Below are 26,184 nucleotides of genomic sequence, written 5' to 3'. Positions count from 1 at the left end.
ATATCTTGTGTAACCGCATAAAAAGATTTCTAAATTGTATAGAAATAGTGAATGCCTTCCCTTATGATATTTAGTAACCACAGAAAACATCACAGGAGGCATTCCCCATGAATGAACTTACCACAGAAATTATCGCTACACTAGTTCAAAAACAAGATTTAGACGAAGTTTTTCGGCACCACCTCGAAATTGCGATTAACCAGCTGCTTCAAACGAAACTGGCAGCTTTTTTAGGCTACGAACGTTACTCCTATGCTGGGATTAACACCGGCAATAACCGCAACGGCAGTTATGAGCGCTCATTTGATACGAAGTATGGGCAACTTAACTTAACCATTCCGCGGGATCGCAACGGCATCTTTGAAAATCACACCTTGCCAGCCTACGGTCGGCACAGTGATAGCCTGGAAACGACGGTTATTCAGCTGTATACCAAGGGAATCACCACCGCTGAAATTGCGGAACTTATTGAGAAAATGTACGGTACCCACTACTCCAAATCCACGGTTTCCAACATGACTAAAGCTGTTGATGAACAGGTTCAAGCGTTCCAACAACGTCGGCTAGCTTCACAATATGCATCCGTTTTCTAAGACGCTACCTACCTGCCGTTAAAGCGGGATACCGTCCAAAAAGAAGCCGTTCATATTGCGATTGGGATTCGTCCAGATGGCACGAAAGAAGTGCTGAACTACCAAGTGACGCCGACAGAATCGACCGGTACCTGGACTGAGTTGTTGGGAACCTTGATCAAGCAAGGTGTCAAAGATGTCCTGCTGTTTGTGGCCGATGGGTTAGTTAGCTTGGATGAGGGCTTAAGTGGGCATTTCCCCAAGGCTAAACGGTAACGGTGCCTGGTTCATGCTGGGCGTAATCTGATAAACAAGGTTCGGGTTAAAGACCGTAAGGCCGTTATCAATGACTTTAAACAAGTTCATCGGGCTACTAACCGGCAAGAAGCCGAACTAAAATTGAATGACTTCGCCAACAACTGGCATCAGACCTATCCCAAGTTAATCAAAAATCTGCTTAAAATGCCGAATCTGCTCACTTTCCTGGATTTCCCACCAGCTATTCGCGGTTCATTGTATTCAACCAACTTGATTGAGAACTTTAACAAGCATCTCAAACGCAACACCAACCACAAAGAACAATTTCCAACGGAAAATTCACTGGATCGATTCCTGGTCTCTCAGTTTAATGTCTACAACGATAAGTCCATGAAGCGAATCCATCGCGGATTCAAAGGACTTCAGGACACCCTGGAATCATCCTTTATTTAAATTAACTACATATTATATGTACGGAGGCATTTCATTTACACAAGATTCTTGACGCTACCCATATTACTCAATAGATTAATATCAAATGGTGAAAATCAACGAAAAAAGGAGATCTATCAAGCAATCTCCTTCCCAATAAATCTCCTCTTATATAAAGTTATTTATGAACACTGATTTAAGCTAAGCTGCCGATATCACAATCTCATCATCCACTAAATCAGCCTTCAAGTTTTTGACATCTAAGTGGTCAAGGTAAAAATCCGTTACCTTATCACGAATTTGTTGTTCAATTACTCGCCGTAATGGCCGCGCACCCATTGCTTCATCATAGCCTTGTTCCATCAGCCAATCTTTGGCCGCTTTAGTTACCTCAAGTTTGATGGATTTTTTGGCTAAAGTTTTTTGTACATCCGCCAACATCAACTCAACAATTTGACTTAAGTCTTGCTTAGTCAGATGTGAAAATTCCACGATTCCATTAAAACGGTTCAGAAATTCTGGGCGGAAAAATGGTGCTAACTTATCCATTAATGACTGATCTCGTTGCTTGTCACCACTTAATGCTTCATTACCAAAGCCAGCATTAGAAGTAGCAATAATAATCGTATTTTTGAAATTAATGACATTGCCTTGTCCATCCGTTAAGCGCCCATCATCCATCACTTGTAACAGTAACGTTAATACTTGTGGATCAGCCTTTTCAATTTCATCTAATAATACAATGGAATATGGATTACGCCGAACCCGTTCAGTTAGAGTATTAGCATTATCTTCATAGCCTACGTATCCAGCCGAGGTCCCAATTAATTTCGACACAGCTGTACGATCAGCATATTCACTCATATCTAGCCGAATAATCGCATTTTCATTTCCAAACATATCTAAGGCTAATTGCTTAGCTAATTCAGTCTTTCCTACGCCAGTTGGGCCCACAAACAGAAAACTTCCAATCGGCTGATTACCCTCTGAAAAGCCCGCACGGTTACGCCGAATTGCTTTTGCTACCATTTCAACCGCTTCATCTTGACCGATTACCTTACTTTTCAGACGCTTATCAAGATTTTTCAAGCGCTCAATATCATTAGCGCCCATATCAGAAACTGGTATACCAGTTAAACGTTCAACCGATTGTGCCACATCATCAATCGTGGCAGTGATTTTTTCTTTTTGATCCGTTTCTTTAATTTTTTTCTTGGTTTCCTCGATCGACTTCTTGATATCAGCGGCTTTTGTAAAGTCCTCCGCTTTAATGGCGGCCTCCTTAGCTGCCTCTAATTTTTTAAGGCGTTGATCCAATGTCTCAACATCAGTTTGCGAATTTTTAGCCGCTAAATGAGCCGCAGTCATGTCGATCAAATCGATAGCTTTATCTGGCAAAGTGCGTTGTGGTATATATTGGATTGAATAATCCACAGCCGCCTTCAAAACATCATCTGGTAATACAACATGATGATGTTTTTCGTACAGCTCTTTAACACCTTGTAATATACGTAAAGTGTCAGCGGCCGTCGGTTCATTAATCACAACATCATTGAATCGCCGTGCCAAAGCCGCATTTTTCAAAATAGTATTGCGATATTCATCTTGAGTCGTAGCCCCGATTACACTCAGCTCGCCACGTGACAAAGCAGGTTTAATGATATCAGCCAATCCTTTGCCACCATCTTCACCACCAGTGGCACCTGTGCCGAGAATCTGATGAATTTCATCGAAGAATAGAATAATATTACCAGCTGCTTTAACTTCCTCTACCAGCTGTTTAATATTTTCTTCAAAAGAACCGCGATATTGAGTTCCCGCTTCCAAAGACGATAAATCAATCGAATAGATTTCTTTATCTTGAATCGTTTCTGGAACTTTACCAGCCACAATTGCTTGAGCCAGACCTTCGACGACTGCAGTTTTACCTACACCGGCATCACCAACTAAGATTGCATTATTTTTCGTTCTACGACTCAAAATTTCTGCAGTTTCTTGAATCTCATTCTCACGTCCAATCACTGGATCTAGTAAGCCATCACGAGCCTGTTCCGTCAAATTAGTCCCTAACTTTTCTAAAATCCCTCCTTTTTTAACAGCCTGTTTACCATCTTTAGATACTTCTATTGTTTTATTATTTTGGGGTAGCTTACCAGTTGCTCGGTATTGAGCAAACTCATCTGGTGTCAACGATTGTCCATTAACCAAATACCGTGCACGCTCCGAATTTTGATTATCCATGCGCCGAAATAATTGATTGAAAACATCATCCATATCATTGTTAAAAAAAGGATCATTTCCGTAGAAATTTGCCATATTACCACACCTCCATAAAAATTTATATGTTTAACTTAGTGACCATAATATCCTTTAAAACTATAACTGAATTATATCACAATTTTTATGTATCGCTAAGTAAAGTGCTTACAGAATCAATTAGGATAATTTTGTTTAAACAAAAGAGAAATCAATTTCATAAAATGAATTGATTTCCCTACAAGGTTCCCTATTTAATAGCCCTTGATAAAGACCTTGAATTGACAAGTTACTTTCCAGACCAATTTTAATTTAAGAGACTAATACTCATACGCGTGGTGCTAGTTAAATATAGACAGTAAAAAAGCCTGACGGTTTACACTTAGAGCAATCTATAGTAAAGAAGTGTTAAGCGTATCAGACTAAGACTTTGCTTTTTCGTGGGCTTCGATTGCCAGAACGTCCTTTGAAACTTCGTTCAATTCATTACCTCATTTCTTTTATTATTTATGATACGGATTAAATCGTACTCTTCGCCCAAAAAAATATTGTTAATAGGAACTTGATACAGATTAGACAGCTCATTTAAAAGAGAAAATGGAATATCAGAACTATCTTTTTCATATTTGGACAACGTTTGAAAATGCACATCAGCAGTTTTAGCGGCTTCTTTGCTAGTGAATCCAGCATTAGCGCGCGCTGCCTTTAACGACATAGCAGATTATTTTGGCATATTGAAGTCTACGATTGATTCGCGGTATGGCGAGATACCTAAAAATTTAATACCTGTTAAAAAATATAGATAGATTCCTGTTTTGGGAGAAATTGCTTGTGGAGATCCTATTTTAGCTGAAGAATATATTGAAGAATATAGAGAAGAGATAGACGAAAACTTGCCCACTGGTGAAGTCTTTTATTTAAAAACCAAAGGTAATAGCATGGTTCCTACAATCCCTTCTGATAGTTAAGTGTTGATTCGAAGACAACCAGTTGTGGAAGATGGAGAAATTGCAGCAGTTATAGTAAACGGCGACACTGAAGCGACTCTCAAAAGAGTTAAAACTATATTTTATGTAAACTAAAAAATTATTATTGTTCCTTTATTTTATAATATATTTGATCTAAAAAATTTATCATTGTATTTATATGACTTAAATCAAATGAACCGCTTCATGGAGAGTGTAAAATATTTTGTGTAAATAGAAAAAAGGAAGTCCCTTCTGTAGAATAGAGTTACCACAACACATTCACAGAAGAGAGGACTTCCCTATGAACGATTTTACTACAGAAATTCTAAAGACTCTAGCGAACAAAGGCGATTTGAATGAATTATTCCGTGTCCATTTGGAGAAAGCAGTCAATACGCTTCTCAAAACGGAGTTAACGGCCTTCCTAGATTATGAAAAGTATGATCGCATTGGTTTTAACACGGGTAATTCTCGTAACGGCTCCTATGACCGTACGGTCAAGACCGAGTATGGGGAACTTCATCCCCAGATTCCGCGCGACCGCAATGGTGAGTTCAAGCAACAGACTGTTCCTGCTTATAGACGGACGAATGACACGTTAGAGGAGACCATCATTCACCTCTTCCGAAAAGGTATTACCATGTCGGAAATCGCAGACTTGATTGAGAAAATGTATGGGCATCACTACACGCCCCAAACCATGTCCAATATAACAAAATCATTTACAGAAGAGGTAACGGCGTTTAAAGGGTGGGAGCTTCATGACCGTTATGCTGCTATTTATATGGACGCAACGTATATTCCGTTAAAGCGGAAAACCGTCGCCAAGGAAGCGATTCATATCGCAGTTGGCATTCGCCCGGACGGATCAAAGGAAGTATTGAGCTATGCGATTGCACCGACTGAATCCATCACGATTTGGGAGGAAATTTTATTGGACCTTCAAGAGCGCGGTTTGAAAAATGTCCTCCTGTTCATCACGGATGGCTTAAAGGGGATGGTAGGAGCGATTAGTCGGTTCTATCCCAAAGCTCGTTTTCAACATTGTTGTGTACACGTTTCCCGTAATATCAGTCACAAAGTGCGTGTCGATGATTGTAAGGAAGTCTGTGATGATTTTAAAATGGTGTATCAAGCCTCATCTAAAGAGGTGGCGTTGGAAGCACGTGGTGCTTTTGCGGAAAAATGGAAAACCAGCTATCCAAAAGTGGTTGAATCGATTCTTTCGAACGATCACTTGCTCACTTTCTATGATTTCCCCTTGGCCATACGCAAGAGTATTTATTCTACGAACTTGATTGAATCCTTTAATAAGCAAATCAAGAAATACAGCCACCGCAAGGAACAGTTCCAAAACGAAGAGTCGATGGAACGTTTCTTAGTCTCGTCTTTTGATACTTACAACCAAAAATTCCTAGGTCGCAGTCATAAAGGCTTTCAACAGGCCGAAGGCGAACTTGAACAAATGCTAAGCCAACTGATTGTTTCTAATTCTCCATCGGTTAACTCATCAACACTATTTGACAGAGAGCCAAGAATATGGCAGCTGCCATATTCTTGAGCTCGTCCAACTGTTTTTAATTAAGAAAAGAGCGACTAGAGAATTTAATTAGCTTTTACTCTGGCGTGCTCCGTTATAAAGTCGATAATGCCTGCGACGACTTCATCGCGAATCTCGCGGTGGTTGTGAATTTCATGGCGGTAGCCTGAATACAGTTTTGTTTTCACTTGATGGCCCGTTTCCAGCAGCCAATTAGAAACCGCATAGACGCCTTCGCCATATCTTCCGACCGGATCTTCATCACCGGCGATATTGTAGATAGGTATATCAGTAGGGACTTTCTCGGACCATTCCGTCCCCAGGATTTGTTGAATCATTTGAGCAAACTGATAAAGTGATTGAATATTAGGGACGGGGGTGAAGTTGTTGAACGGATCATTGGCGTGGTCCGCCACAATGTCCGGATCTTTACTGATCCAGTCGTTTGGCGTGTTTGGATTTTCAATTCGCTCCGTCATCCATTCAAACATTCGATTTTGATAGTCTGGGTCCACTTGTTCGCCGTTTCCTGCATCGATTTCAGCCTTTAATTCAGAGACAATATTTTCCATCTCAGGGAAAATTTCTGAAGTCCCGCACAAGATTAAACCGTCCAGCTCTTCGCCATATTTCGTCGCATATAGTCGGGCAATCATAGAGCCCATGCTGTGGCCAAACATGAAATAGGGCAGGTCACCGTAGTCTTCCTTGATTAGTTCGCGCAGTTTTTGTTCATCTTCGGCCATTGTCATATAGCCTTTGTCTCCCCAATTCGACCAGTTGTCGGAATCATAAGCGGTCTTTCCATGTCCGACATGGTCATCGGCGGCCACGACAAAACCGGCCTCATTCAACGTCAAAATCATATGGAGATATCGGCGTGAATGTTCACCATACCCATGAACGATTTGAACGACCCCTATAGGTTCGCGAATGGGAGTATAAATCCATCCCTTTACCGTCTCGATCTCATTAAACGACTTAAATTCAACTTCATGAATTGCCATTTTTACAGCCTCCTTATAAACTGTAGAATGTTGTATAAATCCCCTTTATCATGTATTGCCAAAACACATTATAATCTATAATGTAAGCACTGTCAAAAGTATTTCGTTGACTTACTCGATGGAAATATTTCTGCTAAAATTACGTCCAAACGTTGATATGATACTGAAAAGAGTGGTCATGTTGAACGAAGAAAAGAATCAATATAAAATTAAAATGATATTTATCTCTCTTTTAACTGTCGCTGTCTTAGCCGGATGTTCTGAAACTGCTGAAGAAACGCCCCAAACAAATTCACCTGATGAGACGACAGCAGTTACCAAATCCACATCGGACACTTCTGACTCAGAAACAGCAACCGAAGAAGATCTTTCCGAATCTGAGGCAGAGTCGCCCAATGAAAAATACAAAGAACTAACCATCCAGGATTATTTTAATCTGGAAGGGCTCTTTGTCAAATAGTGTTGATAAGAAGTTTAAGAGGATACAGTTCAACTGTATTCTCTTTTTTCTATAATTAAGTCCTAGTTGTAATGGGCTTCCTCCATTGGAGGTTTTTTTATAGAAAACCAGCGATTTAATGAGCGGCATCTTCTTTAAAATAAAGCGGCTTTTCGGTGATGGCTTCGCGGGTTAGCGTAAAACTGATCAAGACCCGACTTCTTAGATGATAAAAATTTCGGTAGCCGTAACCGGAGCGTTTAATATTTTTCACTTTATTGTTGACGCCTTCAATCGGACCGTTTGAGAGAGTGTATTTAAAGGCATTCTGAATCGGGTTTATGTATTTTTCAAGCGTCTGCAGGACCGTTCGCATTTTGCGCGGATAGGTGCGTTTTTTAGATGCTTGTAGTAATGATTCAAATAACGAGAACCGACGGGTTCGCAGAGCGCCTTTCAGCTGGTTGACGAGTTGGTAAGTGTCCCTCAACTATGGGCTCAACTCGACTAAGTAATTGGCCATCACATACTCTGACACCATGCCGGTGTAGAGACGATGGGTAAAGAAATCATGAAAATTTAAATCTGCTTCGTTTTTTAATACCAATTTCCATTGCTTTTTCAGTTTCCGATAATCGCGCGGGCGTGTATAGCGCAGACTGTTCATTGTTTGGATGCGCACGTGATTGAGCGCCCGATTCAGATGTTGGACAATATGGAAGCGATCAATAATAATGTCGGCTTTAGGGAAACAGGCTTTAATCAGCCCGATATAGGGCGAATACATATCCATCGTGACCGTCTTTACCCGCAGGCGTGCGTTCAATGAATAACGCATAAAGTAATCAGATAAATAGTGCTGTTGACGGTTTTCCACAATATCAATCACTTCATGGTTCACGGCGTTCATAAAAATAAAGCTCATGGCGTCGCTCACATTTTTCACCGACTTAAATTCATCAATACAAAGGTGTGAGGGCAAATAATGGCGCTCCGGCGCCAAGGTTTCACCCATGGAAGAGATTCAAAAAATTGTATTTGTGATTCTTCGTTTTGCGAAGAATCAACCGACGTCGGTTGATATTGGTGTTATCTTAAATTAGAGTATGTATTCTATTTTTGATATGTTGGTACGTACAAACATTTGGATATTTCGAAACGTTACTAAATTTGTGTACGTTCACAAATTGGAAGTCGACTTCTATTATCTGACAACGTTATCATATTTGACTGTTGTCCAACGATTGGACAAGTATATAGCGCTCTATTACTTAAATGTTGCCAATTGTCAACATTTGGAAGCTCCTTAGCAACTTTCATAAATCTATGGGCTTCGGTTCTTTCAATATTTATTTTTTTGAGCCAATTTATAAAATCACCATGTGCCAAATCATTTTCTTTAACATGATTTAACCTGCGACCAATTTCCCAAATTTATTGCCTTTAAAATGATTCATTACTCTGTCCTCTCTGTCTTTTTTCTCAATTTTACACTAAAATAGATTTTTTGGAAAACTTTACAACAGAACCGGGCACAGTTTTAAATTTTGCTTCTGATGCTATGCAAAGAACTGAAATCTATCAAAATGATAAGGTTCAACAACAAAATCATTTTTTATACTAGGACACAGTTAATGTTATGTTTTGTACTATTCGGTACAAAATGTTTGTATTTTTAAAAAAAAGATGTTAATATAATTATACCAAGTGGTACAAAACAATGTTGTTAGATACAATCTAATCTAACCATTTGTTTCTAAAAATATGGAGGTGTACAACTTGAGAAATACGAAAGAAAAGATATTGACGGCTACAGAACAGCTTATATATAAAAAAGGTTATACAGGGACTTCTATTAATGATATTTTAGATGAAACTGCGACAGGCAAAGGGCAATTCTATTATTACTTTGATTCAAAAAAAGAAGCTAGCCTAGCAGTCATCGATAATCATGTTAAAATTTGGCAAAAACATTTGCTAAATGGGATCCTATCGAGAGATGAAAGTCCACTGGCAAACTTGAAAGAGATGCTGGATTGGATTTACAGTGATCATGCGCAAAAAAAAATATACTACGGCTGTCCTGTAGGTAATCTCGTTATTGAGCTTTCCGCCCTAGATGAGGATTTTAGAAAACCTCTTGAACAACTATTTTCAGATTTACAAAAAAAAATTGCGGAAAATCTATCAGCTTTAACAGGACTGCTGGTGAAACAAAATCTTCCTGCAGCACATGCAATTATTGCTCAAATTCAAGGAAGTCTTCTACTCTTGAAAGTGACTCAAGATTTAAATGTTCTGGAATCAAATTTTGATTTATTAAAAACTAGTTTTGAAAAAGTGGGAGAAAAATAATGAAAAAAATGGATATGATAGTTATCGGATCAGGTTCTGCCCCGCCTACTGCTGTGATACGACGTAAATCTTTATGTCAGCAGTTGAATCTAAAGAAAAAGTCAAGATTTTGCAGGCCGATGCGATTCGGAGAGAATATCCCATTGCCATTGTTCAAAAAAGATGGCAAAGTTGTCAAACATTCATAGACGTTCTTGGTAAGGGGATACTTAAGCAACTCATTACAGAATTATCATAAAAATTTTATATTTAAAGGAGAACAAAATGTTCAATAACAAAAATACAGCATTCGTCGTTACAGACCCACAAGTCGAATTCCTCAAACCAAAAGGTGCAGGCTATGGTCTAACAAAAGATATCCTCAGAAAATATCATACCACTGAGAATCTTACAGAACTCTTCAAACATGCTAAAGCAAAAGGCTATAAAATCTTTATTTCACCACATTACTTTTACGACCATGATCAAAACTGGAAATTTGGTGGTCAAGGCGAACAAATGATGTTGAATAATAAAATGTTCCATCGTGAACACCAGTATCAAGAAACAGTGAAAGGTTCAGGAGCAGACTTCGTGGAGGAACTCAAACCTTACTTGGATGAAAATACTATCATCACAAGCCCCCACAAAATCTTCGGTCCCGAATCAAATGACTTGGCGCTTCAACTCCGTAAAAACGGCATTGATACTGTTATCTTGGCTGGAATGAACGCAAATCTCTGTGTGGATTCACACTTGCGTGAACTTGTAGAATCAGGTTTTCACGTTCACGTTGCAGCTGACGCAACAGGAGCACCTGGTCAAGAAGCCTATGATGCAGCAATAACAAATTTTGGATTTGTTGCAGATCGCACCATGAGTACAGCAAAAGTTCTTGAAGAGCTTTGAAGCAATAGGTAAACAGGCAAATTAAATGAAAATAATATTTGATGAACTAGCTACTGAAAAAATTAAAAGCTTCGGTGCTGTGGTAAATCTATCGTGGATAATAAGTTAGTTCAAAACTAAAATTTGGAGGTTTTTAAATGAAAAAAATAGACGTAAAAAATATCGTTGTTGGTTTTGGTAAAGGTGGAAAGACCTTGGCCAAATTCCTTGCTGGAAAAGGAGAAAGTGTCGTCGTTATTGAACAATCACCTCGAATGTATGGTGGGACTTGTATCAACATCGGCTGTATTCCATCAAAATTTTTGATTGTCAACGGTGAAAAAGGTTTGAAATTCACAGAAGCTGCAGAAAAAAAAGCGATGCTTACAGGTAATTTGAATCTAAAAAATTATCACATGATTGCAGATGAAGCAACAGCTGAAGTTATTGATGGCAAAGCAAAATTTGTCTCTGATCACGAAATCGAAGTGATGGATGCTGAGGGTGAAGTCATTGCACAACTAATTGGCGAACGTATCTTTATCAATACTGGCGCGACACCTGTCTTGCCACCAATTCCCGGACTTGTGGACAGTAGAAATGTTGTGACTTCAACTGAATTAATGGATTTGAAGCAGCTTCCTGAACATTTGACGATTATTGGTTCTGGTTATATTGGTCTTGAATTTGCTTCAATGTTTGCAAGTTACGGATCAAAAGTAACAGTTCTTGATATTTTCGATAACTTCCTTCCTCGTGATGATGAAGATATTTCGAAGTTGGTTCGTTCCGACCTTGAATCTAGGGGGATTATCTTTAAGCTTGGCGTGAAGATTGTTGCTATTACTGACAATAGCGTTGAAATAATAAATAAAGAAGGCAAAAAAGTTTCAATCTTATCAGATAAAATTTTGGTTGCAACAGGTCGCAAACCCAATACTGCTGGACTTGGACTTGAAAACACTAATATTCAACTTGGTCAACGTGGAGAAATTGTGGTCAACGATAAACTTGAAACCACTGTTCAAAATGTATGGGCACTTGGGGATGTGCATGGCGGTTTACAATTTACTTACACTTCCCTTGATGATTTCCGTATTGTAAGTAATAACCTTTATGGAGATGGTAAGCGGAGTCTGTCTGACCGCAAAAATGTACCAACCTCTGTTTTTATCACACCTGCCTTGTCTAAAGTTGGCCTTAATGAAAAAGATGCTAAAGCAGCGGGCATCGATTACCGTCTCTTCAAACTTGCTGCGACAGCCATTCCAAAATCAGCTGTCTTGAATCAGTCTAAAGGCTTACTCAAAGCTTTGGTTGATCCAGAGACAGACAAAATTCTTGGTATTACAATTTACGCAGAAGAATCTTATGAAACAATTAATCTCATAAGTCTTGCGATTGAAGTAGGCTTGCCTTACACATTATTGCGTGACAAAATTTACACTCATCCAACCATGACTGAAGCATTAAATGATTTGTTTGCCGCTAAAAATGAAATAAAATAAAATAGTCAAATTTGATGGAAATCGAGTATGAGTTACTGACATACTACCAATAACTTTTTATGTCTTGATAATTAAAACGAAAGTTTTTAATAGTTATTTTAAGTCAATTTAATGAATTGCCCGATTAGCCTTGAAAAGTTGAGCAATATGAGCAGATTATGACAGTTTTATGAGAAGATGAGAGTGTTTATCTTTCTTAATTAAACGAGATGATAAAAAAACGAAGTTGTGATAAAACAAGGGTAAAGAAAAAGGACTTGCGCTAACAAGTCCTAGTGTAGCCGATTAAAAGTCGGTGGCAGTATAATGTTCTAAGAACCGTTAACTGTAGTGACCCCCAAAATATAGACTTTTCAAATCTATATTTCGGAGGTCTTTTCTTATGGTCAAATATTCCATAGAATTAAAACAACGCGTTATTCAAGATTATTTATCTGGCAAGGGAGGCTCTACCTATCTTGCTAAACTGCACAACGTAGGTTCATCTAGTCAGGTTAGACGCTGGATTCGCAATTATCGAGCAGAGGGACTTCCTACAGCTCACTCCAAAGTCAATAAAAATTATTCTATGGAGTTGAAAGAAAATGCGGTACAATGTTATTTAACAACTGATTTAACGTATGAAGCTGTGGCAAGAAAATTCGAAATTACTAATTTTACCTTACTTGCAAGCTGGGTTAATCATTTCAAAATTTATGGAGAAGTCCCAATAAGCAAAAAGAGAGGACGGCGTAAAAAACTAGAAAGCATTGCATCGTCTATGACTCAGAACCCAAATGATTCTCAACGAATTAAAGAACTTGAACAAGAATTACGTTATGCGCAAATTGAGGTAGCTTATTTAAAAGGACTTCGGAGATTGGAGAAAAATGCTCTAATGAACAAAAATCAAGACTCATCTACAGTCTCCGTAAAACCTTCAAAATCAAAGAAATCTTGAAAGTTACAGGATTCCCTAAAGCCACTTATTATTATTGGGTTAACTGTTTTGAACGGGTAAACAAAGATGAGCTTATCGAAAAAGAAATGCTTAAAATACGTCAAGAACATGCCAATGCAGGTTATCGTCCAATGAGTGAATTACTTAAGCAACGTGGCTATCACGTCAACCACAAGAAGGTACAGCGCTTAATGAAGAAGCTAGGGCTTCGTGTGACGTCTTATTGGCACAAATCACGTAAATATAATTCATATAAAGGAAAAGTAGGGACGGTAGCTAAAAATAAATTACACAGACGATTCAGAACTTCCATTCCTCATCAAAAAATCACAACAGATACGACAGAATTCAAATATTATGAAGATGGAATTCAGAAAAAGTGTTATCTCAATCCTTACATTGATTTATTTAATAGCGAGGTGATTAGTTATCATATCTCTAAACAACCCTCTTATCAATCAATTGATATTGCTCTAAATCAAGCCTTAGCTGTGACATCTGATTGTCCTTATCGACGTACTTTCCACTCAGATCAAGGATGGGGATACCAAATGAGAGACTATGTTTCTAAATTAAAATCTCATAGAATTTTTCAGTCTATGAGCCGTAAAGGAAACTGTCATGATAATTCAGTTATGGAGAATTTCTTTGGGCTACTTAAACAAGAAATTTACTACGGACATATCTTCTCGTCTTTCGAAGAACTTGAACAGGTTATTGTAATCTGGATTAGGTACTATAATACAAAACGAATCAAACAAAAATTGAACTGGATGAGTCCAATTCAATTTCGCTTGAATTACCAAAACAATTAAAAAAATCCAAGTATTTCTACTTGGATAAAAAGTCTAACTTTTGGGGTGCACATCAAACCTACCAAAGTCAGACGGTTCTTATTTTTTTGTGATTTTTTCAATCAATAAAACGATAAATGTAAGCAAACCAACGAAAAAGCACTAAAGAAATTGAAAAATGAATTTTTCACTCCCTTTAATGCTTGAATAGTCCTATAAGCTCATATTTTTCCTTTTAAGCCCTTTTAAATGGTTTTGAGTAATTATGCCACTTGAATAATAAAAAGCCTAAAATCTCATTTTATAGGTTTTTTGTCATTTCCAAAATTGATACCATTTTTTAGAACTTTGATTATTCGCCTGTTCCTGTCCTTTTATTTTATCATTTAAGGCTTCCATTTGCTTTTTAAGGGTTTGGACTTCTTCCTGCGATTGATTCTCTTTTGTGTCCTCTGTGGGCATTTTAAGGGCTTTTAAGCTATCATTCTCTGCCTTGTATTCTTCCAGCAATTTTTTATCTTGTAGGGCTAAACGTTGTTGCTGATCTAGCAGATTTTGCATTTGTGCAATTTGAATGTCTTTATTTTCTATTTGTTTATCTTTAACTGCTAATTGTTTATCCCTATTTTTCTTAACTTCTTCAATTTCAATTAACAAATATTGATTAATATTCGGTTCTTTTTGTTTGTCTGTTTGCCGCTTTTTTGTCGGTTCATTTGTCTTGTTTTTGTTTGTCTGCTTGTCTACTTTACCCCTTATAAATTCTTGTTCTATCGCAGACAAAACCGTTACACCTTTGTCGTTTGTTTGTCGGTTTTTGTTTGTCAATGATTTTATATGATATTGAATAGCTTGTTTGGAAACACCTAACTCATCCGCCAACTCTTTAATCGTTTTTAATTCTTCACTCATTGTTTTTACCTTGTATCTTTTTAGGCACACCAATTGTAAAAGCATCAAATAATAATAAAATAACTGCCAATATCCAAACTATATTGTTCAATATAGTTTTTTGCTCAAAACTTTTATCAAAATAAAGACTAGCAAATACGATTGCTACCCAAAAAGATATTTCTTATGATTTGTCAAATTAAGTTAGAATAAAATGCTTCTTGTACATAGCTCAAAAATATCTCAATTGGTGTTCTGTAATTCAATGATTTTCTTGGAATATGATTACGTTGATTGCTGACACTGGAAATAAATGTCTGATTCACTTCTCTAAAATCCATTGATTTCGGCAGTCCATTACGACGCAGAATCCCGTTAGAATTCTCGTTTAATGGGCGTTGAGAAGGTGTTCCAGGGTCCGCAAAATATATATCAATATCGTGTTGGTTACTAATGGCTTTCCAGTTAGAAAATTCTTTTCCACAGTCAAACGTAATAGATTTAAAGAAGTTTTTAGGGAAGCGAGAAAACCATTGATTAAGGGCGGTTTCAATATCTAATGCCTTACGGCCGTTGGGTTTAATCGTGATAATGACTTTAGATAATCTTTCAACTAAAGTAATGACGGCACTTTTATGATGAATGCCAACGATCGTATCACCTTCAAGGTGACCAAACTCAGAATTGAAATCAGGATAATTATCAGGTCGATCATGGATTGAGCGCTGATATTGTTGTTTTCCCCGTTTTTCCTGATGACCATTGGGTTTTCTTTTACCTTTCATCGGTAGTGTGTCAATATCAAATATCCCTTTAGAAAATAAACGATAAAGTGTTCTCATACCGCATGAAACAGGCCTTTCTTTTCGCCCGATAATGACGTCAGGCGTCCAACCAAGAGTGACTTTCTCTTTAATGTAATCTACTTCATGAGCAGGTAATTGAATGACTTTTCTACCACATTTTTTCTTATTTTCTTTATACTGGTGCCAATAATCAAGAGCAGTCTTGCCTTGCTTGAACTTATTGACTACATTATAAATAGTTTGTATAGCACGACCCATTCGGTTAGCGATTTCAACCGGTTTATTATGTTGAAGATAATATGATTCTATCATTGTCAGTTCGTCTATGGTAAGATGTTTGTAGGTCATTTATGGTTACACTCCTTTGTTTTCTTTCGTCGGAAATACAATTTGAGTGTACCATAAATGCCTTTTTATTTTTCTAACTTAATTTTACAATTCGCGTTATAAAAAAAACAGCTTGCGTAAGAAAGCTGTTTTTTTAAAATAGTGTTATGGATAAGATTTATCGCGTTCCCCATTTTGTCGATTTTAATGTTAATAGTGCATAGAATCTAACAGGTAATAAAAGTAGCACGTGCATAAAGCCATAGATAACAAAGAGTAAAAATCCAATATCTTTAGTTCTATAAATACCATACAGTGAACGGAAAATAGCAATCAGAACCAAAACAATCAAATACTGATATAAATGTCCGAAATTCTGATACAAAATTGTTTGTTCAATCATAGCGATTAAAGACACAACCAACATAAACGGTAAGATAAATTGCATGACCAAATCATACATCATATAAAAATGATGCTTATGTGCAAACTTAATCGTCCAGAGCATCTCACGATAGAAACTTTTATTCCATCTCACTTGCTGTTTGATATACCCACCAATTGTTTCAGGAACAAAAGTATAAACTTGACTATCACTTTGGAAAGCAACTTCATAGCCTGCCTCAAGAACTAAATTCGTCAAATGACGGTCATCCCCATAGGTACAATTTTCGCCTAAGAAATATTGTGTAATGTACTTCTCTTTGATTTCCTCAATTATTTCTTTACGATAGGCTGAAAATGGTCCAGAACAACACATGACAACGTGAAAGCGGCTTTGAGCCGCTCGCTCTTGGTGAAAAGCAGACCAATAGCGATACGTAATCAGACGTGTTAAGATGTTTTTATTTTTGTTTTCGACTCGAACATCACCAGTGACAGCCCCAACTTTCTTATTCGCAAAACGCTGAATTAATTTTTCAACAGCATCCTCATCATGTAGTAAGGTATCTGAATCCACTGTGACAATAATATCACCCTTAGCAATATCAAATCCAAGTTTTTGACAGTGACGCTTGCCTTTGTTTTCCTCAGGCAATAAAATTTTAACATTTTGATTCGATTGATAAGTGTCATAGACTTTTTCAATCAATTCTTCACGATTTTTTGAACCGTCATCCACAACAATAATCTCTATGTCAGGTATCTTTTGTGCCACAATAGAATCAATACAATTCTTCAAAATTTGTGGTACTTCGTTATAGGCAGGCACTATGACCGAAACACTAGCCTGATAGTTACTATGAAAATCCTTAAATGATTTCTTGTTCTGTCTTCTATGGTCACTATGACATAAAATAATTTGAAATACAATGTGCGAAATAGCAAGCACACCATAAACCAATAAAAATATACTTAAAAAGTTTAACATTTTCTCTCCATTAATCCAGTTGATAGATTTTATATTTTAATCTCTCACAAATACATCGTGAGTGTACACTTTATGTGCAACGTCGCGCAGACTTTCATCCCATCGATTGGCAACTATAATCTCAGCCGCTTGTTTAAAGTCTTCTAAACTATGCACAAGTTGAATTCCCTTAAAATTTGGCACACTCAAAGTTGGTTCGTAAATAACAATTTCAACACCCTTAGATTGTAGTCTCGTCATAACATCTTGAATCGCACTATATCTAAAGTTATCGCTACCATGCTTCATCGTTAAACGATAAATACCGACTGTTTTAGGATTTTTCGCCATAATTTTATCAGCAACAAAATCTTTTCGAACATCATTTGATGCAACAATCGCTGAAATTAATCTCTCAGGGACTTGACGATAATTTTGTTTTAACTGCTTGGTATCCTTGGGCAAACAATAGCCACCATAACCAAAACTTGGGTTGTTATAGTGAGAACCGATGCGCGCATCTAATCCCATTCCTTCAATGATTTGTCTGGATTCAAGTCCATTTATCTGCGCAAAAGTATCCAATTCATTAAAATAAGCAACACGAAGGGCTAAGTAAGTATTGGCAAATAACTTGATTGCTTCCGCCTCGTTTTCACTCGTGTATAGCACAGGCACTTCCTTATCCCAGACATTTCTCAAAAATAAAGCACCTATTTCTTTTGCTGCATCAGTTGTATCACCAATGATGATCCTAGACGGATAAAGATTGTCATACAGTGCTGTTCCTTCCCTCAAAAACTCAGGACAAAAAATAATAGTTTGAACACTGGGAAATTGTTTTTTTAGGGTCGCAACATAGCCGATTGGAATCGTAGATTTGATAATGAACTTCGCATCAGCTTTGATTTGAATTGCTTTTTCAATCACCTCTTCAATAGACGATGTATTAAAATAATCTGTTGATTCATCATAGTCTGTTGGCGTTGCAATCACCAAATACTCTCCATGTAAAACCGCCTGCTCAAAATCACTAGTATAGCTCACATTCGAACGTTTCTCTTTAATAAATGACTCGATGTAATCATCTATTAAAGGTGAGCAACCTTGTTCCAATAATGTTATCTTGTGACTATCAATATCATAGCCCACCACATCTTCATGCTGACCTAATAACAATGAATTCGCTAGACCAACATAACCTAACCCAAATACCGATATCCTCTTTTTCCCATTGATTCCCAATCTTGTTTTTTTCCTTTCGATAATTAATAAAAATAAGCAGTACAGTTCATTATATGATAATATCTTTCGACTTTCAAGCTATTTTGAGGCATAAAAAAATCGTCTACCTCATAAATGAAATCTCAGCCTGACCATTGCTGACCGAAACGATAACAGATATGATAATCATGGTTCTGTTGCGAAGTTTGAAAATCAAACGCGCCCGCTCTGAACTCCAAATATCTTAGGCTGGTATTCCCGTTAATACCTTGATTTCAGTAGACACCGAAAAGCCGAAGAGCGTTCCATTTCTTCGGTTCTTTTTATATATTCCTCGAAGGGGTCTCCATGCCCTTAATCGTGGAAGAGGCTGTACGGAGACTTTGATAAAATTTATTCCGTCGTTTAATAGGTCGATGGTCTTGTTCTATTAAATTGTTAAGATACTTCACAGTTCGGTGCTCTGTCTTAGTATATAAACCCACACTCTGTAACTTTCTCAAGGCGGAGCCAAGAGAAGGTGCTTTATCGGTCACAATTGCTTTCGGCTCACCAAACTGTTTATGGAGTCGTTTTAAGAAAGCATAGGCTGCTTGCGTATCCCATTTCTTTCGTAACCAGATATCTAAGGTTAAGCCGTCCGCATCAATTGCACGATAAAGATAATGCCAACGTCCCTTAATTTTGATATAGGTTTCGTCCATTTTCCATGAATAGAAGGATTGTCTATTTTTCTTCTTCCACAGATAATAGAGGACTTTGCTGTACTCTTGCACCCAACGATAAATCGTCGTATGACAAACATTTATTCCACGATCTTATAACAATTCCTGAACTTCACGATAGCTTAGATTGTAACGCAGGTAGTAACCAACAGCGACAATAATGACGTCTTTTTTGAATTGTTTGCCTTTAAAATGATTCATTACTCTGTCCTCTCTGTCTTTTTTCTCAATTTTACACTAAAATAGATTTTTTGGAAAACTTTGCAACAGAACCGCTATTTTGCTTCTTCTGAAATTATCATTTACAAATACCTCTTAAATTATAATTTATTTTTTCGCAAATAGTTAATACCAAAAATACAATTGGAATACATAAAATCCAATATCTTTTCCACATCTATATCTTCATTACTATTGTAATAAATGGAAAGCAACACATTAAATTTTTCAAATACAGTTTCAGGAATGGACAACAAGCCTAAATCCCAATCAAACATAATTTTATTTGTTGTTAACAATGCAGTTATCTTATTACCGTCCCAAAATATTTGATTTTTCGAAATGAATAGAAATAGGCGCAAAGCTTTTTCCGTCTCTGATATATCTCGATTCATTATCTCATCATATTGATTCTGTACTTCATCTTCAGTTAACATTGGTGGCACATATCTTCCTTGAATACTCGATACTTCTACCCCACCAGATCTTATCTCACCGGGAAAAAGTGCATCTTACGCTGCAACGATCCGATTAATCCGCTTACTTGTCTCTAACAGGGGCTCCTGTACGTCGTTTAAAAGCAATTCAAAGCCTCTTTTTAAGATAACAACGGTCAGGACAGCATCTACAGCCACGTTATCGGCCCGGTTATACTTAATAATCTCTTCTGTTTGTAATAGCGTTGTATTCAATCCTTCAAATTCCCCCGCATTGTACACCAGTTCCACAATGTTTTTCTTCAATAAATACACAGACTCTTTGCGAGATAAGTGGTATTTATCAGGAAATGTAGGATGCTTTTCTTCGTTCATTTTCTCACCTCTTGAATTTTTCCTTCTATTATATAAGGCTTTATTCTGTCATAGATCCAAACTCTTCACAGCGGTATCTTTGTCTTCCTGGGTGATCCCAATATAACGTAAGGTCTCTCGTTGCGAAGAATGATTGAGCAGCGACTGAATGATCTCTGTTTTGGTCCCTTGCTTGTACAAAAAATAGCCGAAGGTCTTGCGCATCGAATGGGGGCCAATTTCTTTCAACCCAACCGCCGTTCCTGCTTCATGAATGATCCGCCAAAGACTTTGTCGGGTCAAAGGCGTATCTGCTCCTTTTCGACTTGGAAACAAATAATTGCTGAAGTCTTGTACTTGCAGCTGCTCAAGAAATTCTGATTGAACATAATCAAGAATCACTTTTCGTAATTTGTTCGAAATGAAAACCGAATTGTGTTTAGCTGTTTTTTGTTCCTTCATGGCCAGACGTTCTTTGACAATCACTCGGCCACGAGAAATTTCTACCACGTCACTTAATTTCAACTGTCTTAAATCGGAGATTCGATACGCTGTATTGATCCCGATCGAAAAAAGCACCAAATTTCGTTGCCCATATTTTCCGGAAGCCAAAATTGCCTTCATGGCATCGATCTTTTTTTTATCGCGAATCGGTTCCACGCTCTTCATTTTTAGTCCCCTCTCAAATGTTACTTAATATGATTATAACAGATAATAAGTCACATTTAAACAAGCTATAGAAAAAAGGTCCTAAAAGAAAAGTGATTTCCTCTTAGAGCCTCTAAGGATAGAGCGATTTTAACGAATGTGACAGAATCAGATTGCGTCACATTGGACTTTTGATATTTTCGGTAAGATTTGATTATCTCAGAACATTATATTGCCCCTTTAAAAAATTTTGTCAGTACTTTTAAGTTATTCTATTCTGAAAATTAAAAATTTTCAGTCTATATGATTAACTTATATTCTGTTTTACCAAATGATAAGCTTTAAAAAGTATTCAGAATTTAGTCATGTTATGGATCCAATAAAGTAGATATGGAATATTTATTTTCTCATGTCTAATTTATAAGAACTAAATGATTTCATCATTGTTTTGACACTTTACTACTTGAAGTTTCCGAATGAAAACTCTATAATGAGAAATGTGAAAATGTTCACTTATTATAAATTAAGTTTGGAGGCTTTTATTTATGAAAATTGCAATTGCAGGGGCCGGCGCGATGGGTTCCCGGTTCGGACTGATGTTGAAACAAGGTGGTAACGATGTTTTGCTAATCGACGGCTGGCAGGAGCATATCAATGCCATCAAAGAAAACGGATTGAAGGCTAATTATAATGGCGAAGAAATTACTGTTAAAGTCCCAATTGTTAATCAGAATGAGGTGCCCACTGGTGAGCAATTTGATTTGATTATCTTATTCACGAAGGCAATGCAGTTGGAAAAAATGCTGCAGGATGTTAAACCATTAATTGCTGATCACACAGAAGTTTTGTGTCTTTTAAACGGTATCGGTCATGAAGACGTAATCGAAAAATTCGTACCGATGGAAAAAATCTTTATCGGCAACACCATGTGGACTGCTGGTCTAGAAGGTCCCGGCAAGGCTAAATTATTTGGCAGCGGGTCTGTTGAATTGCAAAATCTAGGTATTGGCCAAGAAGAATCAGCGAAAAAATTGGCGGAAACTTTGTCCGCGTCTGGTTTAAATGCCAAATATTCCGACAACATTCATTATTCAATTTATCGTAAAGCTTGTGTCAATGGTACGATGAATGGCTTATGCACGATTTTAGACGTCAATATGGCGGGGCTTGGTGCAACCAAACCTGCTCATGACATGGTAGTGACTATTGTTAACGAATTTGCAGCTGTTGCTGCCAAAGAAAACGTCAACTTAGACATTCCCGAAGTAATCGAACATGTAGAAACTTGTTTTGACCCGACTACGATTGGTATGCATTTCCCATCGATGCACCAAGACTTGATAAAAAATAACCGTTTGACCGAGATTGACTACATCAACGGAGCCATTTCTCGTAAAGGTAAAAAATATGGCGTAGTAACTCCTTACTGTGATTTCTTAACGCAACTGGTTCATAGTAAAGAAGAAATTCTAGGAGCGAAATAGTAATCATTAGAAAGAGGACGAGAAAATGGAAGAAAAATTAACTCCAAAAATATTTTTAAATAAAGTATTAGCGGGTACCGCAACGGGGATCATCGTAGGGTTGATTCCTAACGCGGTATTGGCAGCAATTTTGAAATTATTTGGTGAAAATACCTTAGCAGTAACGATCACACAAATGGCAGTTATTTTCCAACTAGCTACTCCACTATTGATTGGCGCTTTGATTGCGGTGCAGTTTGGCTTCAAACCAATGCAAATGTTAGTAGTTGCCGGTGCAGCTTTCGTTGGCTCCGGTGTTGTGAAATTCAATCCTGACACAGCTACTTATATCGGTGCTGGTACCGGAGACATCATCAATACCATGATTACTGCATCAATCGCTGTCGGCATGATCTTGTTGATCGGCGAAAAATTTGGGTCCGTGGCAATTGTTGCAACACCAATCGTTGTTGGTATCGGCGCTGGTCTAATCGGCTATTATTTATATCCTTACGTAACCAAGATTACTGCCGCTATCGGTGACTTAATTAATACCTTTACTACTTTGCAACCAATTTTGATGTCAATCTTGATTGCATGTTCCTTTGCTTTCTTGATTATCTCGCCGATCTCTACAGTTGCCATTGGTATGGCAATTCAATTGAACGGTGTTTCTGCTGGTGCAGCCGCTATGGGTGTTGCCGCAACAACAGTTGTCTTGGTAGTTAACTCTTGGAAAGTCAACAAACCAGGGGTTACTTTGGCCATCGCATTGGGTGCTATGAAAATGATGATGCCAAACTTGTTTAGGAAACCAATTATCTTGGTGCCATGTCTATTCACCGCTATCATCTCAGCAATTCCAGTAGCGTTATTCTCAGTCTCAGGGACTCCTGCTTCTGCTGGTTTCGGTTTGGTAGGGTTGGTAGGTCCGTTGGCTTCATTGGACGCCGGTTTGAGTATTATTCTACTATTAATCAGCTGGTTTGTTGTACCAATCGTAGCTGCTTTCGTAGGTCAAATCTTATTTGAAAAAATCTTGAAATTGTATGATCGTAAAGATGTTTTCGAATTTTTAGGATAGTCAACTAGAAAAAGTGTGAGCCTTGTGCTCACGCTTTTTTGTGCAATTGAAGTTGGTGAATCTCAGCGAAAAGAGAAAGGTACCTTAAATAGTGTGTTTCTGGTCAATAGCACAATGAAATATCTAAATACATTATGAACTGCTTTTCGTTTTATGAAGAGCAGTTTGTGCTATTTGAGAAATTGCTCAATTTAATCATTAAGTAGTTTCATCAATGGTGACTATGCTACTGCAATTCTTGTTGTACCAACCGGGAGCGTCAATAATTTTGTGTAAATAACTCGTCCTTCTGCAAAATAATGGGTTACTCAGTAAACATTGAAGCTAATGTATCCGTCACTTGTTGGAAGCCTTTATGGCTTCTATTTAAGAATTTTTGATTGTATGTATCAAAGATGGATACTAGGAAACGCTCTAGTGATTCTTCATTTTGAAACTGCTCTTTTCTGCGGCTGTATTTCTTGATTTGTTTATTGAAAGATTCGATTAAATTAGTTGAGTAAATGCTTCGGCGGATACCAGGCGGAAACTCATAAAAAGTCAATAAATCTTGATTTTTTATCAGTGACTGCGTCACTTTAGGATAAGTTTTCTGCCACTTCTCAATCATACTCCCTAAAAAGGTATTTGCCTCTTCCTTTGAGCTAGCTTGATAAACAGCCTTAAAATCATCACAGATTTCTTTTCGATCTTTGACACGTACTTTATGAGCAATATTACGGGAAACGTGAACACAGCAATGTTGGTATTTAGCTTTAGGATAAATCAGTCAAGTCCACAATCTTGTGTAAAAGTTCAACCTCATCAAAAGCACAATGTTTTGCGTTGTGAACCTAACTACCATGCCTTTCTTTCTGAGGAGAGAGGTCAGGAGCAGTAGCGCAGCGACTCTTGATGTCTCTCCTCAGAAAGAAGAGACTCGCACAGGTTCATGGTGCTAAATGTTATTCGAATTAAATTCTAAATATTTTCGTGGAGAAGCCAGCCACTCAGTGTCCTTTTCCATCAAAAGTGTTCCAATTATCCGAGTGATGGAATTGATATTTGGAAAAATCCGAATCACTCGTTCTCTCCGGCGAATCTCTTCGTTCAACCGTTCCAACACATTGGTTGTACGAATCCTTCGGCGGATATTTTCAGGAAAAGACAAAATTTGAATAGCATCTTCAAAGCCGTTTTCTAAAATATGCAATGATTTCGTGCATTATTCACACGAAATCATTGCTTTTTTCTTCTTCCATTTCTAACTGGTTCTATGATATTTGGTGTTGTTACTCTCAAATGAGTAAAGACACCAAGTATTTTTTTATAACAAAAAGACATTTGGTTGTCCTATAATTAAATCGCCAAACCCAATCATAGGAGGATAACCAAATGTCCATAACTAAGAATATCAAATGTACCGATGAAAATACAAGTAAATCCATCAAACAAATCCTGAATATCAAGGATTCTCATATTAGTTTCTCAAAAGATGCCATTAGTAAAGAGAGTATTCATGGCCGGATGGCCAATGTGTTTACCGGCTTACTAACTGGAGAAGCTCCTCGTTGTGAGTATTGTGGGTTTGATTCTGTCATCCGCCATTCTTACCAAGACAGTTGGATTCAGTTGCTTCCCTATCAAGAGGTACCAACCTATCTACACCTGTACAAACAACGTTTTCGCTGCACCCGATGCCGTCATACTTTTTCTGCCAAAACCTATTATGTAGCGGAGAATTGTTACATCTCGCAGGCCTTAAAATTTGCGATTGCCGTGGATTTGAAGAAAAAGATCTCAATGAAAGATATTGCACAGCGATACTTCGTTTCCACAAAAACCGTTGAACGTGTCTTAGACAGCTTCTTTGAGGAGCCTCGTAAAAAGCCTAATTACCTTCCCAAACATCTTCTAATTGATGAATTTAAAGGAACCAGCGATTGTGAAGGTGCCATGTGCTTTATTATCAGCGATGCGGATACTGGCAAAATATTCGATATCTTAGACGACCGACGCAACTTTAAACTACGGGCATACTTCCAACGATTTACCTTAAAAGCCAGAAAACGTGTCACACATATTGTTATGGATATGAATGCCTCTTACGATGCAGTGACTAAGGAAGTCTTTCCAAACGCACGAATCTCAATCGACCGTTTCCACGTCATCCAACAAATTACGCGTGCCTTTAATAAACAACGGATTCAGACAATGAATCAGTTGAAGAAAAGCGATCCACAAGCTCAAAAAGACTACAGAAAGTTGAAAAAGTATTGGCGAACGATCCTGAAGAAAAATGCGAAGTTAAACTACACCTCCTTCAAGCAATTTCCCCTTTTCCATCGGAAATACCTAACAGAATCTGAGGTGCTTGATTACCTATTGTCCATAGATGACCAATTGCGACAAAGCTATGAGGTCTATCAAGAATTGTTAGCTGCTTTTGACGCAAAAGATTTCACTGAATTCTTCGACTTGATTGAATCATTGCCACATTCAATGAACGAGGGGTTTAAAAAAGCGATTCGTTACCTGAGAAAGCACAAAGAAGCCATCACAAACTCTTTTAAAATATCCCTATTCAAACGGAAAACTGGAGGGAAAGAACAACCTTATCAAAGTAATCAAAAGAATAGCTTTTGGATTCCGGACTTTCCGTCACCTTCGGATGCGTGTCCTCATCCAGCAAAATATCTGTGAGATCATTTAATAACGCAAAAAAGGAAATGCCGAAGCA

The 26,184-nt window shown here is 37.6% G+C and carries 18 protein-coding genes and 8 pseudogenes; 12 read left to right on the top strand and 14 right to left on the bottom strand.

From position 1 onward, the window contains the following. Positions 1-107: 107 nt before the first annotated feature. A pseudogene (locus tag PYW42_RS02030) lies at positions 108-1,283 on the top strand (IS256 family transposase). Positions 1,284-1,463: 180 nt separating this feature from the next. Here the strand turns inward: PYW42_RS02030 and clpL are convergent. Then, positions 1,464-3,578: an ATP-dependent protease ClpL gene (gene clpL, locus PYW42_RS02025; protein ID WP_002355397.1), complete on the bottom strand. Its 2,115-nt coding sequence runs from the start codon at positions 3,576-3,578 to the stop codon at positions 1,464-1,466. 418 nt (positions 3,579-3,996) lie between these two features. Then, entirely contained in the window at positions 3,997-4,233 is a 237-nt protein-coding gene (locus PYW42_RS02020; RefSeq protein WP_002355395.1) for a helix-turn-helix transcriptional regulator, read from the bottom strand. Between PYW42_RS02020 and PYW42_RS02015 the strand changes: the two are divergent. Both PYW42_RS02015 and PYW42_RS02010 read left to right on the top strand, forming a co-directional pair. Then, positions 4,196-4,585, top strand: a pseudogene (locus tag PYW42_RS02015) (LexA family protein); the annotation flags it as partial. The gene PYW42_RS02020 and the pseudogene PYW42_RS02015 overlap by 38 nt on opposite strands. 202 nt (positions 4,586-4,787) lie before the next feature. Further along, positions 4,788-6,047 (top strand): IS256-like element ISLgar5 family transposase, encoded by a 1,260-nt coding sequence (locus tag PYW42_RS02010; protein ID WP_010816089.1) that lies wholly within the window; start codon positions 4,788-4,790, stop codon positions 6,045-6,047. Positions 6,048-6,091: 44 nt separating this feature from the next. Here PYW42_RS02010 and PYW42_RS02005 read toward each other — a convergent pair whose 3' ends face one another. Then, the gene (locus PYW42_RS02005) at positions 6,092-7,033 is read right to left on the bottom strand and encodes an alpha/beta fold hydrolase (protein WP_002355392.1); all 942 of its coding nucleotides are present in this window, start codon (positions 7,031-7,033) and stop codon (positions 6,092-6,094) included. 178 nt (positions 7,034-7,211) lie between these two features. Between PYW42_RS02005 and PYW42_RS02000 the strand changes: the two genes are divergently transcribed. Beyond that, on the top strand, positions 7,212-7,493 hold the full coding sequence (locus PYW42_RS02000) for a hypothetical protein (protein WP_010708995.1): 282 nt from the start codon (positions 7,212-7,214) through the stop codon (positions 7,491-7,493). 115 nt (positions 7,494-7,608) lie between these two features. On the opposite strand, the pseudogene PYW42_RS01995 reads toward PYW42_RS02000, so the two are convergent. Together PYW42_RS01995 and PYW42_RS01990 are read right to left on the bottom strand one after the other, a co-directional pair. Beyond that, positions 7,609-8,487 (bottom strand): annotated as a pseudogene (locus PYW42_RS01995) (ISL3 family transposase). A gap of 149 nt (positions 8,488-8,636) precedes the next feature. Beyond that, entirely contained in the window at positions 8,637-8,897 is a 261-nt protein-coding gene (locus PYW42_RS01990; RefSeq protein WP_042341262.1) for a DUF3102 domain-containing protein, read from the bottom strand. Positions 8,898-9,236: 339 nt separating this feature from the next. Between PYW42_RS01990 and PYW42_RS01985 the strand changes: the two genes are divergently transcribed. The 5 genes from PYW42_RS01985 (at position 9,237) to PYW42_RS01965 (ending at position 13,957) form a co-directional block, all read left to right on the top strand. Next, entirely contained in the window at positions 9,237-9,827 is a 591-nt protein-coding gene (locus PYW42_RS01985; protein WP_002355388.1) for a TetR/AcrR family transcriptional regulator, read from the top strand. A 73-nt stretch (positions 9,828-9,900) separates the two neighbouring features. Continuing rightward, positions 9,901-10,065 (top strand): hypothetical protein, encoded by a 165-nt coding sequence (locus tag PYW42_RS01980; RefSeq protein ID WP_002384811.1) that lies wholly within the window; start codon positions 9,901-9,903, stop codon positions 10,063-10,065. Positions 10,066-10,091: 26 nt separating this feature from the next. Beyond that, the gene (locus tag PYW42_RS01975; RefSeq protein ID WP_002355386.1) at positions 10,092-10,715 is read left to right on the top strand and encodes a cysteine hydrolase family protein; all 624 of its coding nucleotides are present in this window, start codon (positions 10,092-10,094) and stop codon (positions 10,713-10,715) included. A 137-nt stretch (positions 10,716-10,852) separates the two neighbouring features. Beyond that, positions 10,853-12,202 (top strand): FAD-dependent oxidoreductase, encoded by a 1,350-nt coding sequence (locus tag PYW42_RS01970; RefSeq protein ID WP_002355383.1) that lies wholly within the window; start codon positions 10,853-10,855, stop codon positions 12,200-12,202. Between the two features lie 382 nt (positions 12,203-12,584). Then, positions 12,585-13,957, top strand: a protein-coding gene (locus tag PYW42_RS01965) for an IS3-like element ISLla3 family transposase (protein ID WP_108120410.1) whose coding sequence is annotated in 2 segments (ribosomal slippage) — positions 12,585-13,044 and positions 13,044-13,957 — 1,374 coding nt in all. Because the reading frame shifts where the segments join, the coding sequence is not laid out codon by codon here. 294 nt (positions 13,958-14,251) lie between these two features. Here the strand turns inward: PYW42_RS01965 and PYW42_RS01960 are convergent. The 7 genes and pseudogenes from PYW42_RS01960 to PYW42_RS01930 form a co-directional block, all read right to left on the bottom strand. Next, a complete protein-coding gene (locus PYW42_RS01960; RefSeq protein ID WP_002363024.1) occupies positions 14,252-14,848 on the bottom strand; it encodes an HTH domain-containing protein in 597 nt (198 codons plus the stop codon). Positions 14,849-15,021: 173 nt separating this feature from the next. After that, the gene (locus tag PYW42_RS01955; protein ID WP_000221326.1) at positions 15,022-15,981 is read right to left on the bottom strand and encodes an IS30-like element IS6770 family transposase; all 960 of its coding nucleotides are present in this window, start codon (positions 15,979-15,981) and stop codon (positions 15,022-15,024) included. A 157-nt stretch (positions 15,982-16,138) separates the two neighbouring features. Next, positions 16,139-17,332 carry a glycosyltransferase gene (locus PYW42_RS01950; RefSeq protein WP_002355375.1) on the bottom strand — a complete coding sequence of 398 codons (1,194 nt, stop codon included), beginning with the start codon at positions 17,330-17,332 and terminating at the stop codon, positions 16,139-16,141. A 36-nt stretch (positions 17,333-17,368) separates the two neighbouring features. Continuing rightward, positions 17,369-18,556 (bottom strand): nucleotide sugar dehydrogenase, encoded by a 1,188-nt coding sequence (locus PYW42_RS01945; RefSeq protein WP_002386101.1) that lies wholly within the window; start codon positions 18,554-18,556, stop codon positions 17,369-17,371. A 223-nt stretch (positions 18,557-18,779) separates the two neighbouring features. After that, positions 18,780-19,461 (bottom strand): annotated as a pseudogene (locus PYW42_RS01940) (IS6 family transposase). A gap of 119 nt (positions 19,462-19,580) precedes the next feature. Then, positions 19,581-20,291: pseudogene (locus tag PYW42_RS01935) on the bottom strand (Fic family protein). Between the two features lie 48 nt (positions 20,292-20,339). Further along, entirely contained in the window at positions 20,340-20,939 is a 600-nt protein-coding gene (locus tag PYW42_RS01930; RefSeq protein ID WP_002355370.1) for a tyrosine-type recombinase/integrase, read from the bottom strand. Positions 20,940-21,463: 524 nt separating this feature from the next. Between PYW42_RS01930 and PYW42_RS01925 the strand changes: the two genes are divergently transcribed. Continuing rightward, positions 21,464-22,402, top strand: coding sequence for a 2-dehydropantoate 2-reductase (locus PYW42_RS01925; RefSeq protein WP_002335374.1), 939 nt, complete (start codon positions 21,464-21,466; stop codon positions 22,400-22,402). 25 nt (positions 22,403-22,427) lie between these two features. Next, positions 22,428-23,465, top strand: a complete 1,038-nt coding sequence (locus PYW42_RS01920; protein ID WP_002355369.1) for a PTS sugar transporter subunit IIC — start codon at positions 22,428-22,430, stop codon at positions 23,463-23,465. A 304-nt stretch (positions 23,466-23,769) separates the two neighbouring features. Here the strand turns inward: PYW42_RS01920 and PYW42_RS01915 are convergent. After that, positions 23,770-24,231 (bottom strand): annotated as a pseudogene (locus PYW42_RS01915) (IS256 family transposase); the annotation flags it as partial. Between the two features lie 171 nt (positions 24,232-24,402). Beyond that, positions 24,403-24,648: pseudogene (locus PYW42_RS01910) on the bottom strand (transposase); the annotation flags it as partial. A gap of 191 nt (positions 24,649-24,839) precedes the next feature. On the opposite strand from PYW42_RS01910, the pseudogene PYW42_RS01905 reads away from it, so the two are divergent. Next, positions 24,840-26,157, top strand: a pseudogene (locus tag PYW42_RS01905) (ISL3 family transposase). Positions 26,158-26,184: the final 27 nt, after the last annotated feature.

It is taken from the genome of Enterococcus faecalis (genome assembly GCF_029024925.1).
In the GTDB taxonomy this organism is placed as follows: Bacteria; Bacillota; Bacilli; order Lactobacillales; family Enterococcaceae; genus Enterococcus; species Enterococcus faecalis.
The sequence above is the reverse complement of the archived record's forward strand: the minus strand, read 5'-3'. Positions and strand labels throughout refer to the sequence as shown.